Here is a 14753-nt window from a genome sequence, read left to right on the forward strand (position 1 = left end):
CTGAATAGACGGTATTATTTCCCAATAAGTTACATGAAGGTATGATAAGATTGTTATAACCATTCATAAGAGAGGGGATATAATGGTTCATAAAATAGGGGTATCAGGAAGCGTCATTTTGTCAGACAGCAAGCTGTTTCATAAACTTTTTAAACGTCATTTGCCGCATATTGAGATAGGGGAATTTCAAGATGAGGAATCCTTTCAATGCTTTATTAAATTGATGGGCAAAACAAACAAAAGCTTTGGTCTTCATTCGCCTCTTTTCCGGGGACAAAGCAAATACGATCTTCTGGAAAAGGTCAGTATGAATCCAGAGGAAGCCTGGATCCAGTTTGAGGCGGAAGTGGAAAGGATGTCCCGGCTTGGTGCTGAATACATATTGGTGCACTTTCCTTATTTTAAAAAGGAAGCAAGTGGGAATCCGGCAGAGATTATTGAGGAGGGACTCAAGAAACTCAGTGCTCTTCAGAAAAAATATGAGATTATGATCGTGTGTGAACCAAAATTAGGATTCAGGCAATCGCCGGCAGGAATCGATTATCTTGACAGTTTTCCAGTAGAGACATGGAAGAAATATGGCCTCAGCCTCTGTATTGATATCGGGGATTATATATTAGCCACGGACGACAAGGCCATAAATTATATAGGAAAATGGGCTGAGTTTGTGAGAGTTGTTCATTTACATAATGTTGAATACCAGGACGATAAATATATCTGGGTCCCTGTGCATCCATCTCATGAGAATGATGGCCGTCATCATAAAATAAAGAAACTGATGGATTTTCTGGCAAAGGAATGTGAGGATGTGTTTTTTGTCATGGAATATACACCACACACGAACCCTTCGGAAAAAATGGCAGAAGAAGGAATTCAATGGGCAAGAGAAGTCATTGAGGCCGGGTCTGTCAGGTAGGGGAGCAGGCCTCCCCACATTCCTTCTGCGCAAATTTATATAGGGAGTATGGGAAATTGCCTTGTTTGTATGCTAGTATATATGTGAAAATAATCACAATATAAGGGGAGGGAGTTTATTTCAATGCTGGGATCAAAAATAAAAACGGCCCTGCAGGCTTCCATTCTTTTTACCTTTGGATTTTGGCTTCTCTTTTTCTTTTCAGAAGGGGAACTGTTTTCTTTTTTCCTGATCGTGGTTTTTTTGTACTGTTTATTCGGAAATGTTATATACGGCATTCCGGTTTCATTGCTTTCTGAGTTTCTAACCAGAAATTTGGCAGTATGGCGATTCCCGGCATCTGCATTTTTTCATACCTTTTTAGCTGCTGTGACTTATTTTATTATGGAAGGGTTTGCTTATTATGCAGTAATTGCAGCGGTTCTTTTCTTTTTAGTTGACGAGTGGCGAAAGTGGGACCGTGAGATGCCAGGAGGGAGGAGAATTACCTTAAATACAGCCGGTTTTCTCATCGCTTGCCTGCTGCCGGCAGGGTTCTTTTGGATGCTGCAGCAGGCAGATCTGGAAGAAAAAACACATGACCTTTATTTGATTCCAAAAGGGTATGCTGGTCAGGTGAGGATTGTTCATGAAATAGAGAATGCTCCTGCGCCTGAGACAGAAGGGGAGTATGATGTATTTCGGGTGAATGACAGGGGATATGCCATTACCTCTTTACCCCAGAGCGAAGGGTATATTGAAGACTTGTACTATTATGTGGATGACAAGGGAAAGCGTGAACCTATACCGGACAGCTGTATTTCACATGGCGGAGCAGGCGGTGTACAGGGAGATGGATATGACTATTCGTATACCTATTTTTCAATTGGCTGTGAGGAAGACATAGCTGATCAGGGCAATGGCCCAGGTATTGAGGATATTCTTTATGAAGAAGGATTGATCAATCAAACGTTTGATTGAAAATGTAAGACAGCCTGGAGATTCCAGGCTGTTTATATATTTTAATGAACTGAAGGTTTACTTGATAGTTGGAACGGCTCTCAAGGAATGAACAGTGTCCGGCGTTCTTCTGCCAGTGCTTTTAATTGAAATGAAGATGGCATAGTCCAATGGGCAAGTGATTTTTTCCAGATAAGAATCAATGTGTTTTCTTAGACTAAGTATAGCTTCTTCGTTTTTAAGCTGTTCAGTAATTTGCCTGTCGTAAATGACAGTCACCAAATTTTTTTCAAGCAAATAGTCCAAATTGATTTCCTCTTGTCCCGGAAGTGAGGTATGGACCAGAATCGGAAGTTTCTTTTGCAGTGCTTCACTAATTGTAACTCCGCCTGGTTTGGTCAAAATAGCATCCGCTTTATTATACAGCTGGTTCATTTCATTTGGGTTATCAATATATCCAATGGGCTCGATTTGCTTTGAATCAAGTGCTTTGAGTGAGCTATACAATTCCTCATTATTTCCGCAAAGGATCAGAAACCGAATATGCCGAACCTTTTGTATAGATTCGATAAAGTTACAGTTTACCAAGCCGCTGTTTCCTCCTGCAACCAGGATATGGCGTATCCGGTCATCTTTCTTAAATGGAACCGGGAGGTGATAGGCAGAATGAACCGGAATGCCCGTAACAAAAATATGATCATCCGGAATATGGTGTTTTTTAATAAGCTTTTCCTTTGCCTCATTATGAGGAACGAAATGAAAGTCAATTCCCCGTTTTCCCCATATATCATTTATAAAAAAATCCGTGTAAACATTCACCGCAGTAATGTCCCGGTATCGTCCCTTTTGCTTTAGTGAACTGATGATCCCGGATGGAAAAGAATGAGTGCAAAATATTAAATCAGGATTTTCTTCATCAAGGAACTTCTGCATTTTTCTTTCAAAATAATAGGATAGAACCTGTAAATCAGGCTGCAATTTAAAGGGATGCTGTTTATACATAATGGTGTAATATAAGGCCCTGTAAAGGAAAGGGGCCCCCAGGAATCCTTTTAAATATATGCCTGAGACCAGCTTTTCGAGCTTATCACTGCAATAGGAAAGAAAATCGATTATTTTGATTTCCGCATCAGGATATTGGCTTATAATATGGTCCTGAAGTGTTTTTGCAACTTTTGAGTGTCCCGTGGGGAATTGAAATAATGGGAGCAGGAGAACTTTCATAATAACCTCCTTTCTGTCACTTGAGTTTGTTTTTGGCATACTTAAAGAGCATGTAGATTACGAATACAGCTAATAATAAAACCCCGAGGTATGGCACGTATTCAGGATTAATATCAAAAAAGCTTCCTGCAAAGTATCCCGCAGCAATTATAGGGAGCACCCAGCTTAAGGAGCCTGCCGCAGAATATAGAAGATACTGATGAAAAGGAACTTGTGAAATGCCGGCAAGGTAAGGGTTAATCTGACGTATTCCCGGCATATAGAAACCGGCAAATATCATAAAACGGTGGTTTTCCATGTATTTTTTCTGTGCGGTATTCCATCTTTTTTCCGTGATGCCAATATATCTTCCATATTTTCTAAGAAAGGAAGTACCTGCTTTTTTACCGATCCAATAGGCTGAAAGCATTCCGAGCAGCACACCTGCTTCAGCGCACACAGCAGATTCGGCAAAGCTTAATCTGTGATTTCCAATTAGCACGCCAATCAGGAATAGTAGCGATTCTTCCGGAGCGGGAATGCCAACAATCCCGAAAAATAAAAATAAAAAGATGATCCAATACCCGTATGACGAAATAAATTCTATAATTGTTTCAGTACTCATGTCCGATGCCCCTGATATTCTTCTTTTAAAGAAATAAACCGTATTCCTTTTAGTGCTGCCTGCTGCAAATACTCGTCCAGATGGCTAATCATATGTTCAGGTGCACTGGAGTCGGCGCCAAGAGTTTCACCGCTGTCGTGGAGAAGAAAAATACGGCCAGGCACGGTTTCTTTTGCCAGCGACTCGGAAAGCGTGTTCCTTATATGCTTGATCTTCCAATCTTTGAAAATCCCCGACCACATAATAATCTTATAATTCCTTGCGATCCAAAGTGTGAATAAATTGAAGTGGCCCCATGGCGGACGGTAGAAATAGACGTCTTCATTAATTGTTTCTTCAATAATTTGTTTTGTTTGCTCCAGCTGTTTTTTTAATGATCCCGGTGAAAGGATCCAGCTTGAGATATGCCGGTAATGATGGATGCCAATTGTATGCCCTTCCTCCTGCATTCTTTTAAGCAGCAATGGGTGCTGGGCTGCTTTTTCTCCGACAACAAAAAAGGCTGCCTTTGCTTCATGCTTTTTTAAGACATCCAGAAGTCTCGCAGTATACTGGGGATCAGGGCCATCATCAAAGGTTAAAGCAATGGAATTTGGTTCCGTTATACCTTTTACAATTCCCCAATTCAGAGATCGTATGAGCACAGTGGGCAGAACTGCGTAACTAATAAATATAATCAGTGCGGCGGTAATAAAATAAATCATGCAAACAAGATCCTTTCCAGCGGGTGAATCACTTATTTTCATTCCCTTTTAATAGTGAGGATAACCTTAATGTTCAGTGTGAATGTAAGGAAATTATTCCATTCATGATTTAAGGTGAGATGGTTTTATCATATAAAAAAATTGAAGGAAGTCAATGGAGATGATGAATATTAAAGAGGATAACCGGTACAATTCAATCAAACGTTTGATTGAAAGAATAAAACAGGCTGAATGCATCAGCCTGTTTTGAACGTATTTTAATCCATTGGCAATGTGTTATGAAGATTTGGAGGTGCAGGCTTAAGCATTGGCTTGTCTCCTTCCGGCTTCGGATTGCTTCCATATTTGTATTCTCCCTGGCCATCAAGTGCAGGGCCCTGTGCCCATCTGCCAGTACTGCTTTCTTCGCCTGCTGACAGGTTGTAGAGTGTGTAAGAGATATCTGTGCGTTCATTTTCCCGCGGGAAGGTGCTCGGGACAAGAAGGCCTTCTTTTTCCTCAAGCTCAGCTATTGCTGCAGCCCATTGGTTTTGGTGGTAGGCGTCTCTGGCAATCAGGACGGAAAGCAGATCTTTAATGCCCTTATCATCTGTCATTTCATAGAGGCGTGCAGCCTGCACCCGGCCCTGCGACTCTGCATTTAAGTTTGAACGGAAATCTGCTAATAAGTTTCCGCTGGCTGTAATATAAGTACCCATCCAAGGGTTCCCTACACTGTCAGTCGGACGGGCACCAAGTCCGGAGACAATGGCATGCTGGGGATTCATTCCTCCCATGATTGCGCCAACGACTGGATCCTTCGCTGCTTCTTCCTGCTGATTAATTGGGGCATCGTCCATCAGTCTGGCAACCATTGTCGCGAGCATTTCCACATGTCCAATTTCCTCAGTTCCAATATCGAGGAGAAGATCACGATATTTTTCATTTCCGCGAGTGGCCCAGCCCTGAAACATGTATTGCATGGCAACGGTCATTTCACCATATTGCCCGCCAATCAGTTCCTGAAGCTTTTTCGCAAAAACGGGATCCGGACGTTCCGGCTTCGCTTCAAATTGCAATTCCTTTACATGAAAAAACATCTAAATTCCTCCAATTCTATTAAACTGTTAAATTATGAGACTATATATATTTGCCCAGGAATTCCAGAAAAAAAACTAAATAATAAGAAATGACGTGCCTGCTGGCACGTCATTTCTTTAATAATAGATACATAAAATATGGAGCTCCGATAATCGCAACCATAATTCCGGCTGGCAGGCCGTCCGGATCTGCCAGGTTCCGGCCGAGCGTGTCGGCAAATAATAGAAGCCAGCCTCCTAAAAGAATAGCGATCGGAATGAAAAGCTGATTACGAGGTCCGACAAGCGCTTTAGCCATGTGCGGAGCAATTAAGCCGATAAAGGCAATCCCGCCGGTTACAGAAACAGCAGAAGCTGCCAATGCAACGGCTGTAAGCAGAAGGATGATCCGTTCTTTTTCAATGGATACCCCTATGCCGATGGCGACAGGCTCACTTAAGCTTAATAGATTCAAACGATTTGCCTTATATAAAGTGAATGGAATAAGCACTAGCAGCCAGGGGAGTAGTGCCCAGATGAAAGGCCAATCCGTTCCCCAGATATTCCCTGATAGCCATTTTGCTATGAAATCAACTTTCTCTCTTTCAGCTGAGGAAATCAGGACAATCATTACACCTGATAGCGCCATGGAAAACCCGACTCCGACAAGAACCATTTTCACTGGCTGAAGCCCCTCGTCTCTTTTATAGGAAAAGGCATAGATGAGGATGGCGGTAAGCAAAGCGCCGAAAAATGCGCATAACGGCAGCATGTAGATGAAAGTGCCTGCTTCAATAGGGACGAACAGAAAGAAAACGGCGATCGCAACCCCTGCACCTGAATTTATGCCGATGATGCCTGGGTCCGCCAGGTCATTGCGTGTAATTCCCTGTAAAATCGCACCCGATAATGCCAGTGCCATGCCGGCTAACACTGTGATAAATACCCTCGGCAGCCGTATGGAAAATAACACAAACTCCTCTTTAAAAGTTCCCTGTCCCAGGAAAGTCGGGATTAACCGGTCATATGAAAGGGAGGCATAGCCTAATCCCATTCCTATAACAATGGTAACAATAATAAGTACGGATAAAACTGCCATTAAAATTCGCTGTTTTTTAACTAATTCCGGCTGAATCATGAGAACGCCTTACCCCCTTTATGAACAATGAACAGGAAGAAAGGCAGCCCCATTACGGCAATAATGGCCGCAACAGGAGTTTCGTAAGGAGCATTGATAGTTCTCCCGAGTGTATCGGCAAGAAGCATAAATGACGCTCCTGTGAGAGCTGACATGGGAAGAATAAAACGATAATCTGTTCCGACTAAAGCACGGACGATATGAGGCACCATCAATCCGATAAATGCCATATTGCCGACCAGTGCAACAGCTGCCCCTGCAAGCAGGGTGACTAAGATAAACAGGATGACTTTAATCTGAGTTGTATTTTGTCCCAAGCCTACAGCCACTTCTTCATTTAAGCTTAGTATCGTAAGCTGCTTGGAAAGAAAAAGGGATAGAAGTATGCCTGCTGAGATAACCGGGACAATTATTTGCAGCTGGGTCCAGGATGTGCCGACGAGCCCGCCTGCTGTCCACAGGCTGACGTCTTTTGAAATCTTAAAATAGATGCCAGTCCCTTCAGCTATTGCAAAAAGGAAGGCAGAAACCGCGGCTCCGGCCAAAACGATTCGAATCGGAGAAAAGCCTCCTTTTTTCATGGCGCCAATGCCGAAAACCATCCCTGCACCGATAGCCGCACCGATGAAACAGGCGACCAGAATTCCAATGTAGTCTGCTGAAGGGATAAGAACAAGCGTTATGGCAAGTGCAGCATTTGCTCCGGCCGTCAATCCGAGCAGGCCTGGATCAGCAAGAGGGTTTCTTGTCATTCCCTGCATGATGGCGCCAGAGATGCTAAGTGCTGCTCCGACAAAAATGGCCGCAATTTCTCGGGGCAGACGTATTTCACGAATGATGGAGATTTTTTCTCCGGAAGTATTGGAGGTTAGTGCAAGCCAAACATCTCTGACCGTAACATCGGCTGCCCCAAACACACAGGCAGCTACAAACATGCCGGCAAAAAGGATGAAGCTTGCTGCAAGTTTATATATAAATGGAATGAAGGGTTGAGCTTCTTTAGTCATTGTACTTCCATCTTTCTTCGGGTTTATTTTGCCATTGGGGAACTGCTTTTTAAATAGGAAAGAGGAATTCCTAAAAATTAAGAATCCCTCCTGCCGTATTAGTTGCCTAAAAATGATTCTTTAAAGAACTCCAGCTGCGCATCAAGTGTGATTGGATCACTGAAGGAAGCGCCATTGCCTTCCATTTCAAAGACACGATTATTTTTCACAGCAGGAATATTTTTGTACGTATCGGTTTCCTGGAATGAATGATCTGCATCAGAGTATTTGCTTATAACAATATAATCTCCTGCATATTCGGGAAGCACTTCAGCTGAAATGGCATAGTAGCCATCTTTTAAGGCCATTTCCTTAACCTTTTCAGGCATTTTTAAGTCCATTGCCTGATAGAGGATTTCAGTTCCGCGAGCCCAGTTATCGCCAAAAACATAAAGCTGTTTGTCGAAGATTTCAAATACAGAAACGGTTGCATCTTCGCCAATTTTTGCACGAATGTCTTCCCCGGCTGCTTCAGCGCGCTGTTTGAAGTCAGCTACCCATTTCTTTGCTTCTTCTTCTTTATTAAGCAGCTTGCCGATTTCCTCATGCTGAGAAAGGTAATCTAATTTACCCCATGTATACGTTACAGTTGGTGCAATTTCCTTAAGTTTATCGTAGTTTTTAACAGTAGATAAGGCAATAATCAAGTCTGGTTCCAGTTCAATTATTTTTTCAAGGTTATCTTCAGATACTTCTTCAGCATCCTTCAATTGTTCTTCAAAACGAGGATTATTTTTAGACCATGTATCCACTCCAACGATATTTACGCCTAATTGCATAACATTTCCTGTGAAGCCTGAAAGGAGGACAACTCTCTTAGGATCAGCTGGAACCTCAACCGGTCCAGTTTCAGATTCATAAGTGATCGTACCGGATTTTTCATCTTCCTTTGGTTCAGACGAGCTTGTATCTTTTTCTTCTGTATTGCCGCAGGCGCTAATTAGCAGAAGCAGCAAGATCGTAAATGGGATCAAAAGTTTCTTCATGTTGATTTTCTCCTTTTAGTAAATTATAAGTTATACACATTGGTTTGTTTGTGCGGGGATCGCGTCCAATGACTGCATCAATATTGAACACCTTTCTTAAAACATCCTGTGTAATGACTTCTTCATAGCTTCCTGATTTAACAATCTCACCATCTTTTAGAGCGACGATATGGTCGGCAAAACGGGCTGCCTGGTTTAAATCATGGAGGACCATTACAATGGTGCGCTCCTGTTCCTCGTTCAGCTTTTGAAGAAGTTCGAGAACTTCGAGCTGATGTGCCATATCTAAATAGGTGGTTGGTTCATCAAGGAAAATGATATCGGTTTCCTGTGCAAGTGCCATGGCGATCCACACTCTCTGGCGCTGGCCGCCTGACAGAGAGTCAACAGGGCGGAATTTAAATTCTTTGGTGCCTGTCACTTCAAGAGCCCAGTCGATGACTTCATAATCCTTTTTCGTCAATCTTCCGAATCCCTTTTGATAAGGGAAGCGTCCGTATGAGACGAGCTCGCCTACTGTTAAACCGCTTGCACTTTCAGGTGTTTGAGGCAGGATTGCCATCTTCCTGGCAAGGATTTTCGTATTTTCCTTTGAAATGTTTTCCCCATCTAAAATGACAGTGCCTGATTGATGGGAAATGATCCTGGTAATGGCTTTTAAAAGGGTTGATTTCCCACAGCCGTTTGGTCCAATAATTGTTGTGATTTTCTTATCGGGAATCTGGACGCTGAGATCTTTTACAATTAGTCGTTCGCTATACCCAATGTTCAAGCCATCTGTATATAGACGGACCATTATGTAACCTCCGTTTATGTAAGAATAAATTTTAAATAAGTGATAATGATTATCAGTGTCGGTTCTATTTTACTATAAGTCTATCTGTTTTTTCTGTCAATAGAATATAAAGGAAAACATCTAAGAAAAAAATTTCATTGTAAAAGAAGAAGAAAGGACGTATAGTTGAAGTGAGAATGATAATCAATAATAATTGGTTATAGGAGTGAACGGGAATGAAGCAGATGGAGATCTATGATGTAACGGTTATTGGAGGAGGTCCGGCTGGACTTTACTCCACTTTTTACAGCGGTTTAAGAGAAATGAAAACGAAACTGATTGAATTTCAGCCGCAGCTGGGCGGAAAGACCCATGTGTATCCCGAGAAAATGATTTGGGATGTCGGCGGGTTGACTCCTACTCCGGGAGCAAAGCTGATTGAACAGCTGGTCGAGCAGGGGCTGACCTTTAATCCGACGGTTGTGCTAAATGAAAAGGTGGAATCCATCAGTAAGAATGAAGAAGGATTTTTTGTTTTGAAAGGGTCTTCAGGGGAAGAGCATTTTTCAAAAACAGTGATTGTGGCCGTTGGCAGCGGTATTCTAAAGCCGCAAAAGCTGAAAATTGAAGGCGCAGAGCGTTTTGAGGTCTCCAATTTAAATTACACAGTCAAGTCTCTTGCGCATTTCAAGGATAAAACGGTTATTGTGTCAGGAGGAGGCAATTCCGCAGTAGACTGGGCAAATGAATTGGAGCCTGTTGCCAGGCAGGTATACATCACTTGCAGACGGGATGCGTTAACTGGCCATGAAGCTCAGGTTTCACAGCTGATGAATAGTTCGGTGATCTGCATTAACCATACGTCCATCACCAAATTAATTGCCGGCGTAAATCACGAGGAAATTGAACAGGTGGAATTGACCAATAATGAAACGGGAGAGGTTTCATATCTTGCCATCGATGAAGTGGTGATTAATCATGGATATGAGCAGGATACGGAACTCTTGAAAAATAGCAATCTGAATATTAAAATGCTCGAAGATTTCTATATTGCAGGCAACGCAAACAGCGAGACGTCAGTTGAAGGGCTATATGCTGCCGGCGATATTCTTAAGCATGACGGCAAGCTTCATTTAATTGCGGGAGCCTTCCAGGATGCTGCGAATGCAGTAAATAAAGCGAAGCAGTACATTGAACCTGATGCAGCCGGGGCAGCGATGGTTTCATCACATAATGATGTTTTTAAAAAGCGGAACCGGGAATTGGTGAAGCAGCTGGTTCGCTAGGGTCAAAAAACTTAAGCGCACATAAATTTTTTTATCCGCACATAAAACCGGGTTATGCGCACAGAAAAAACCTTATCCGCACATAAAATTAGGCTATCCGCACATAAACCGAAAAAAACGCCTGAAATTAAGGCAAAATAGCAGTAAAAAACCGGCCCACATGATGTGAGCCGGTTTTTTACGTACTGATCTCTTCTTTTATTTGTACTTCTGTCCGAATTTGCTTGAATTTAACAAAGAAAGCAGCTGTCATGACTAAGGATAGAATGCCAAAGATCACGACCATTATCTGAAGTCCAACGGCATCCAGCAGGAATCCTGTCAGCAGGAGCACAATTTGGAAAATAACACGATCGAGCATGTTTCGGAAGGAGAAGAATCTTCCGTGGAATTCCTTTGGCACCCTTGTTTGAAATATGGTGGCTGCAGTTGGAAAGAAACAGCCAACGGCAAATCCGAATACAAAGAAGGCCGCAATGGATAGAACGGGCACATCCGCAAAGTACAGAAGGAGCTGTGAGACGCCAATGACAAATGAGAAGAAAAATAAGATAGCATAAGGCGAACGCTTTTGGCTGATTTGCTTGACGATAAATGCGCCGAGCATGAAGCCGATTCCTTCGGCAGTATAAATTAACCCTTTAATGGACGAACTGTCCTGAAGCTCGCTGATATTGATGACCATCAGGTTGAAACCGCCAAGAAACAGCAGTGGGACCAGCGTTAAAATCAGTGTCATGAATACAATGGGGAGGCCTTTAATAATTGGGAAAACCTCCTTGAATCCTCCGCTGTTTTTCGCAGACTCTTTTCCAGGGCCTGGCTGCTCCCTTTTTTCCTCGAAGTCCATAAACCAGGTTAATCCGAACAGAGCCAGGTAAGCGACCAGCGACCCGATATAAAGCATGGATAATGGCAGAATGACTAACAGAACACCAGCCAATGCTGTACCCAATATCCTCGAAAGGGTGGACACATTCATGTGCACACCATTCAGCTGCAGCAAATCTTTCTCGGCAACTACAAGAGGGATGGCTGCCTGCAGTGCAGGAAAGTAAAAGGCCGCTGACAATTGAATCATAACCAGGAACAGAACCATCCACCACACAGATCCCGTTTGAATAGCAATCAGCATAAAAATAACACTGATGGCCCTGACAAAACCTGCTCCGAGCATTACAGTTTTTTTATTCAGCTGGTCTGTAATTCTGCCGGCAAAGGGGCCGACTGCAATTCCTGCCAGCAGACCGGATGCAAGAATAAGTGATTTCAGGAAATCAGAAGGAACCCTTTCCTGCATAAACTCGAGGTTTCCTATAATGCCAAGCCAAAGGCCCACCCCTGCTATAAATTCACCAGTTAAAAGAATCCACACATTTTTATTTTTCCACATATAACGGCCTCACAATTTCAGTAAAATTTCGTTAATCTAAAGATACTATAAACTTACAAAATAATGAATCTATTTTTTTTAAAACAGTTGAAAATGAAAATCGTTATCAATTATAATAACAAAAAAGAACTGAGGAGGAAATAGGCATGTTTATTCAATTAAAGACAATTATGGTTAAAGAGGGCCATGGGGGAAAAATGGTGGAGCGCTTTGCCGGAGAAGGAATCATCGAAGAGCAGCCCGGTTTTCTAGATTTAAATGTATTAAAGAAAAAACAGCGCAGCGGAGAGGAAGAAATCATTGTTATGATCCGCTGGGAATCTGAAGAGGCATGGAAGGCTTGGGAAACAAGCGATGTACATCTTGCTGGCCATCGTGCGAACCGAGGGAAGCCAAAGCCTGAATTTATTATCGAAAGCCGTCAGGATGTATATCATGTGCTGGGGCAAAAACAATACAGAGAGCCTGCTGAAATCAAATAAAGCTGAAATGCCCATTCATTAGGGATTGTTGAATGGGCATTTCTATTGAATTTAGACCCTCATCCCGGAACCTCTCCGGGTCAGCAGCATGAAGATCAGGTATGGTGCACCGATAACCGATATGACTATACCGACGGGAATATCGGTTGGTGCCAGAAGATTTTTGCCGATCATGTCTGCCATGAGCACCAGAGCTGCTCCGATCAGTGCAGACAATGGCAGACTGCTGAAGTAATTGGGTCCGCACAGCCGCCGTGCCAGATGGGGAGCGAGCAGGCCAATAAAGGCGATTCCGCCGCCGACGGCCACACATGCTCCTGCAAGGACAGCAGAAAGGCAAAGAAGCAAACGCCGTTCGGACTCCACTTTTAAGCCAAGAGCAACCGGAACTTCCTGCTTAAACTGAAGAAGATTCATGGTCCTTGCTTTATAAAAGGCAGCCGGTATAAGAATCAAAATCCATGGAAGCAGTGCCCATACATAAGGCCACCCGGTTCCCCAGATGCTTCCTGTCAGCCAAATGGCTGCCTGCTGAAAATCCTTTGGATCCATTTTCAGCTGCAGAATCATCAGAAGAGCACCGCATAGAGCATTAAATCCGAGACCGACAAGGAGAAGCCGTTCCGGGTCTATTCCCCCTTTCCATGAGAAGCGGTAAATCAGAGCTGCTATGGCAAGAGCGCCGATAAAAGCAAAAACGGGCAGGAAAAAAGGTTCAGAGAGCAGGCTTCCTTTCTCCTGTCCGAAAAGATAGATCGAAAAAACGACAGCCAGTCCAGCGCCAGCATTAATTCCGAGAATGCCCGGGTCCGCGAGGGAGTTCCTCGAAAGTCCCTGAAGAATGCTGCCTGATAGAGAAAGCCCGGCACCAATCAGCATGGCAATGACCATTCTCGGCAATCTCAGCTGAAATAAAACAAGCTCCTGCCTTGGGGTGCCGCTGCCGGCTAACGTGTTCAATATTTCAGAAAAACGGATGGGCATCACGCCAGTGGACAGGCTCAATATAAAGGTGGCCATGATTAAAAAGACAAAGGCTGCCAGCCAGGTTTTGGACTGTCTTAAAGCAAGCTTCCAATCCATTACATATACCCCCTTTTCCTTCGGGACAAATATAAGAAAAACGGAACGCCAATCAAGGCGGTCACTGCGCTGACAGGTGTCTCGAATGGAGGATTGATCATCCGTGCCCCTATATCGGCGAGTACGAGGAGAAGGGCCCCTGCAATGGCACTTAACGGAATGAGCCATCTGTAATCAGATCCGATGAGCATCCGGACTATATGGGGAACGACTAGGCCAATAAAGCCGATTGCGCCTGCAATGGAAACGGCTGCGCCAGATAGCAGAATAACAGCAATGAGCCCGATCCACCTGACTTTCTGCTGAGATTGGCCGAGACCTGCAGCCACTTCCTCCCCTAAAGCCAGTATAGTCAGAGAGCGGCTGATCCAGAGGGACAGCAGAATCCCAATGATAACAGCTGGAAGCAGTATAAAAACATGCTGCCATTTGGTTCCGGATAGTCCTCCGGCAAACCAGAAGCTCAGGTCCTGCGCCACCTGGAAATATAGGGCGATACCCGTGGAAAGAGCGCTGAATAAAGTACTTAACGCAGCACCTGCAAGCGTCAGGGTCACAGGAGATATCCGCTCTTTTGAAATCATGGAAAAAGAGAGGACAAGCATGGCGCCGGCTGCAGAGCCTGCAAATGACCAGATCAGAAGAATCCAGTAGGATCCGCTTGAAACAAATGCAAGCGAAATGGCGATGGCAAGTCCGGCTCCATGGGTAATGCCGATGATTGAAGGATCGGCAAGAGGATTGCGTGTGATGCCCTGCATAATAGTGCCTGCAACAGCAAGAGCTGCCCCAATTAGGGCAGCAGCCAATGCCCGCGGGATTCGCACTTCCCTGATCAGCTGGTGTTCAATTTGGCCGGCTTGAAAAGAGACAAAAGAGTCCCAAACAACAGAAGGGGAGATCCATATGGCTCCAAGTCCAATTGAAGCGAGCAGGCAAAGAAAAACAAATAGTAAGCCAATAAGGCCCCATTTAATAGATTTTAAGTGAACAGGCTGCAGGGATTCGTTTATGTCAGCAGCAGTTCTGGCCATGATGATCAGTCCTTTTCTATGTATTTTTTAAATGAAAATGAGAATCGTTATCGCCATGTAAGATCGTTATTAATCTACTATCCTT

General features: G+C 43.6%; 15 protein-coding genes. 4 read left to right on the plus strand and 11 right to left on the minus strand.

Annotated features, from left to right (window positions below):
* Positions 1-82 precede the first annotated feature (82 nt).
* Both NAF01_RS02275 and NAF01_RS02280 read left to right on the plus strand, forming a co-directional pair.
* Positions 83-916 (plus strand): TIM barrel protein, encoded by an 834-nt coding sequence (locus NAF01_RS02275; RefSeq protein ID WP_250801638.1) that lies wholly within the window; start codon positions 83-85, stop codon positions 914-916.
* A gap of 123 nt (positions 917-1039) precedes the next feature.
* Entirely contained in the window at positions 1040-1876 is an 837-nt protein-coding gene (locus tag NAF01_RS02280) for a DUF6843 domain-containing protein (protein WP_226620207.1), read from the plus strand.
* Positions 1877-1933: 57 nt separating this feature from the next.
* Here NAF01_RS02280 and NAF01_RS02285 read toward each other — a convergent pair whose 3' ends face one another.
* The 8 genes from NAF01_RS02285 to NAF01_RS02320 form a co-directional block, all read right to left on the minus strand.
* Positions 1934-3079 carry an MGDG synthase family glycosyltransferase gene (locus NAF01_RS02285; protein ID WP_197249267.1) on the minus strand — a complete coding sequence of 382 codons (1146 nt, stop codon included), beginning with the start codon at positions 3077-3079 and terminating at the stop codon, positions 1934-1936.
* Between the two features lie 16 nt (positions 3080-3095).
* On the minus strand, positions 3096-3683 hold the full coding sequence (locus tag NAF01_RS02290; RefSeq protein ID WP_250801639.1) for a DedA family protein: 588 nt from the start codon (positions 3681-3683) through the stop codon (positions 3096-3098).
* Positions 3680-4387, minus strand: a complete 708-nt coding sequence (locus tag NAF01_RS02295; RefSeq protein WP_197249268.1) for a polysaccharide deacetylase family protein — start codon at positions 4385-4387, stop codon at positions 3680-3682. The genes NAF01_RS02290 and NAF01_RS02295 overlap by 4 nt, the downstream gene beginning before the upstream one ends.
* Before the next feature lie 257 nt (positions 4388-4644).
* Positions 4645-5466 carry a manganese catalase gene (locus tag NAF01_RS02300; RefSeq protein WP_250801640.1) on the minus strand — a complete coding sequence of 274 codons (822 nt, stop codon included), beginning with the start codon at positions 5464-5466 and terminating at the stop codon, positions 4645-4647.
* Between the two features lie 109 nt (positions 5467-5575).
* Positions 5576-6583, minus strand: a complete 1008-nt coding sequence (locus NAF01_RS02305) for a FecCD family ABC transporter permease (RefSeq protein WP_226620210.1) — start codon at positions 6581-6583, stop codon at positions 5576-5578.
* Positions 6580-7590, minus strand: coding sequence for a FecCD family ABC transporter permease (locus tag NAF01_RS02310; RefSeq protein WP_226620211.1), 1011 nt, complete (start codon positions 7588-7590; stop codon positions 6580-6582). The genes NAF01_RS02305 and NAF01_RS02310 overlap by 4 nt, the downstream gene beginning before the upstream one ends.
* A 98-nt stretch (positions 7591-7688) precedes the next feature.
* Entirely contained in the window at positions 7689-8615 is a 927-nt protein-coding gene (locus NAF01_RS02315; RefSeq protein WP_163144870.1) for an iron-hydroxamate ABC transporter substrate-binding protein, read from the minus strand.
* Positions 8566-9411: an ABC transporter ATP-binding protein gene (locus NAF01_RS02320; RefSeq protein ID WP_226620212.1), complete on the minus strand. Its 846-nt coding sequence runs from the start codon at positions 9409-9411 to the stop codon at positions 8566-8568. The genes NAF01_RS02315 and NAF01_RS02320 overlap by 50 nt, the downstream gene beginning before the upstream one ends.
* Positions 9412-9626: 215 nt before the next feature.
* Between NAF01_RS02320 and NAF01_RS02325 the strand changes: the two genes are divergently transcribed.
* Positions 9627-10676 (plus strand): NAD(P)/FAD-dependent oxidoreductase, encoded by a 1050-nt coding sequence (locus tag NAF01_RS02325; protein WP_250801641.1) that lies wholly within the window; start codon positions 9627-9629, stop codon positions 10674-10676.
* A 178-nt stretch (positions 10677-10854) separates the two neighbouring features.
* Here NAF01_RS02325 and NAF01_RS02330 read toward each other — a convergent pair whose 3' ends face one another.
* On the minus strand, positions 10855-12069 hold the full coding sequence (locus tag NAF01_RS02330; protein WP_197249271.1) for an MFS transporter: 1215 nt from the start codon (positions 12067-12069) through the stop codon (positions 10855-10857).
* Between the two features lie 146 nt (positions 12070-12215).
* Here NAF01_RS02330 and NAF01_RS02335 point away from each other — a divergent pair, with 146 nt between their 5' ends.
* Positions 12216-12551: an antibiotic biosynthesis monooxygenase family protein gene (locus NAF01_RS02335; RefSeq protein ID WP_250801642.1), complete on the plus strand. Its 336-nt coding sequence runs from the start codon at positions 12216-12218 to the stop codon at positions 12549-12551.
* A 51-nt stretch (positions 12552-12602) separates the two neighbouring features.
* Here NAF01_RS02335 and NAF01_RS02340 read toward each other — a convergent pair whose 3' ends face one another.
* Both NAF01_RS02340 and NAF01_RS02345 read right to left on the minus strand, forming a co-directional pair.
* Positions 12603-13634: a FecCD family ABC transporter permease gene (locus tag NAF01_RS02340; RefSeq protein WP_250801644.1), complete on the minus strand. Its 1032-nt coding sequence runs from the start codon at positions 13632-13634 to the stop codon at positions 12603-12605.
* A complete protein-coding gene (locus NAF01_RS02345) occupies positions 13634-14668 on the minus strand; it encodes a FecCD family ABC transporter permease (RefSeq protein ID WP_197212526.1) in 1035 nt (344 codons plus the stop codon). Before NAF01_RS02345 ends, NAF01_RS02340 begins: the two co-directional genes overlap by 1 nt.
* Positions 14669-14753 lie beyond the last annotated feature (85 nt).

It is taken from the genome of Cytobacillus firmus, assembly GCF_023657595.1.
In the GTDB taxonomy this organism is placed as follows: domain Bacteria; phylum Bacillota; class Bacilli; order Bacillales; family Cytobacillaceae; genus Cytobacillus; species Cytobacillus firmus_B.

Coding starts and splice junctions, on each gene's coding strand:
- NAF01_RS02340 (WP_250801644.1), bottom strand. CDS start 13,634: ATGGATTGGAAGCTTGCTTTAAGACAGTCCAAAACCTGGCTGGCAGCC.
- NAF01_RS02290 (WP_250801639.1), bottom strand. CDS start 3,683: ATGAGTACTGAAACAATTATAGAATTTATTTCGTCATACGGGTATTGG.
- NAF01_RS02335 (WP_250801642.1), top strand. CDS start 12,216: ATGTTTATTCAATTAAAGACAATTATGGTTAAAGAGGGCCATGGGGGA.
- NAF01_RS02280 (WP_226620207.1), top strand. CDS start 1,040: ATGCTGGGATCAAAAATAAAAACGGCCCTGCAGGCTTCCATTCTTTTT.
- NAF01_RS02275 (WP_250801638.1), top strand. CDS start 83: ATGGTTCATAAAATAGGGGTATCAGGAAGCGTCATTTTGTCAGACAGC.
- NAF01_RS02345 (WP_197212526.1), bottom strand. CDS start 14,668: ATGGCCAGAACTGCTGCTGACATAAACGAATCCCTGCAGCCTGTTCAC.
- NAF01_RS02310 (WP_226620211.1), bottom strand. CDS start 7,590: ATGACTAAAGAAGCTCAACCCTTCATTCCATTTATATATAAACTTGCA.
- NAF01_RS02315 (WP_163144870.1), bottom strand. CDS start 8,615: ATGAAGAAACTTTTGATCCCATTTACGATCTTGCTGCTTCTGCTAATT.
- NAF01_RS02325 (WP_250801641.1), top strand. CDS start 9,627: ATGAAGCAGATGGAGATCTATGATGTAACGGTTATTGGAGGAGGTCCG.
- NAF01_RS02330 (WP_197249271.1), bottom strand. CDS start 12,069: ATGTGGAAAAATAAAAATGTGTGGATTCTTTTAACTGGTGAATTTATA.
- NAF01_RS02295 (WP_197249268.1), bottom strand. CDS start 4,387: ATGATTTATTTTATTACCGCCGCACTGATTATATTTATTAGTTACGCA.
- NAF01_RS02285 (WP_197249267.1), bottom strand. CDS start 3,079: ATGAAAGTTCTCCTGCTCCCATTATTTCAATTCCCCACGGGACACTCA.
- NAF01_RS02320 (WP_226620212.1), bottom strand. CDS start 9,411: ATGGTCCGTCTATATACAGATGGCTTGAACATTGGGTATAGCGAACGA.
- NAF01_RS02300 (WP_250801640.1), bottom strand. CDS start 5,466: ATGTTTTTTCATGTAAAGGAATTGCAATTTGAAGCGAAGCCGGAACGT.
- NAF01_RS02305 (WP_226620210.1), bottom strand. CDS start 6,583: ATGATTCAGCCGGAATTAGTTAAAAAACAGCGAATTTTAATGGCAGTT.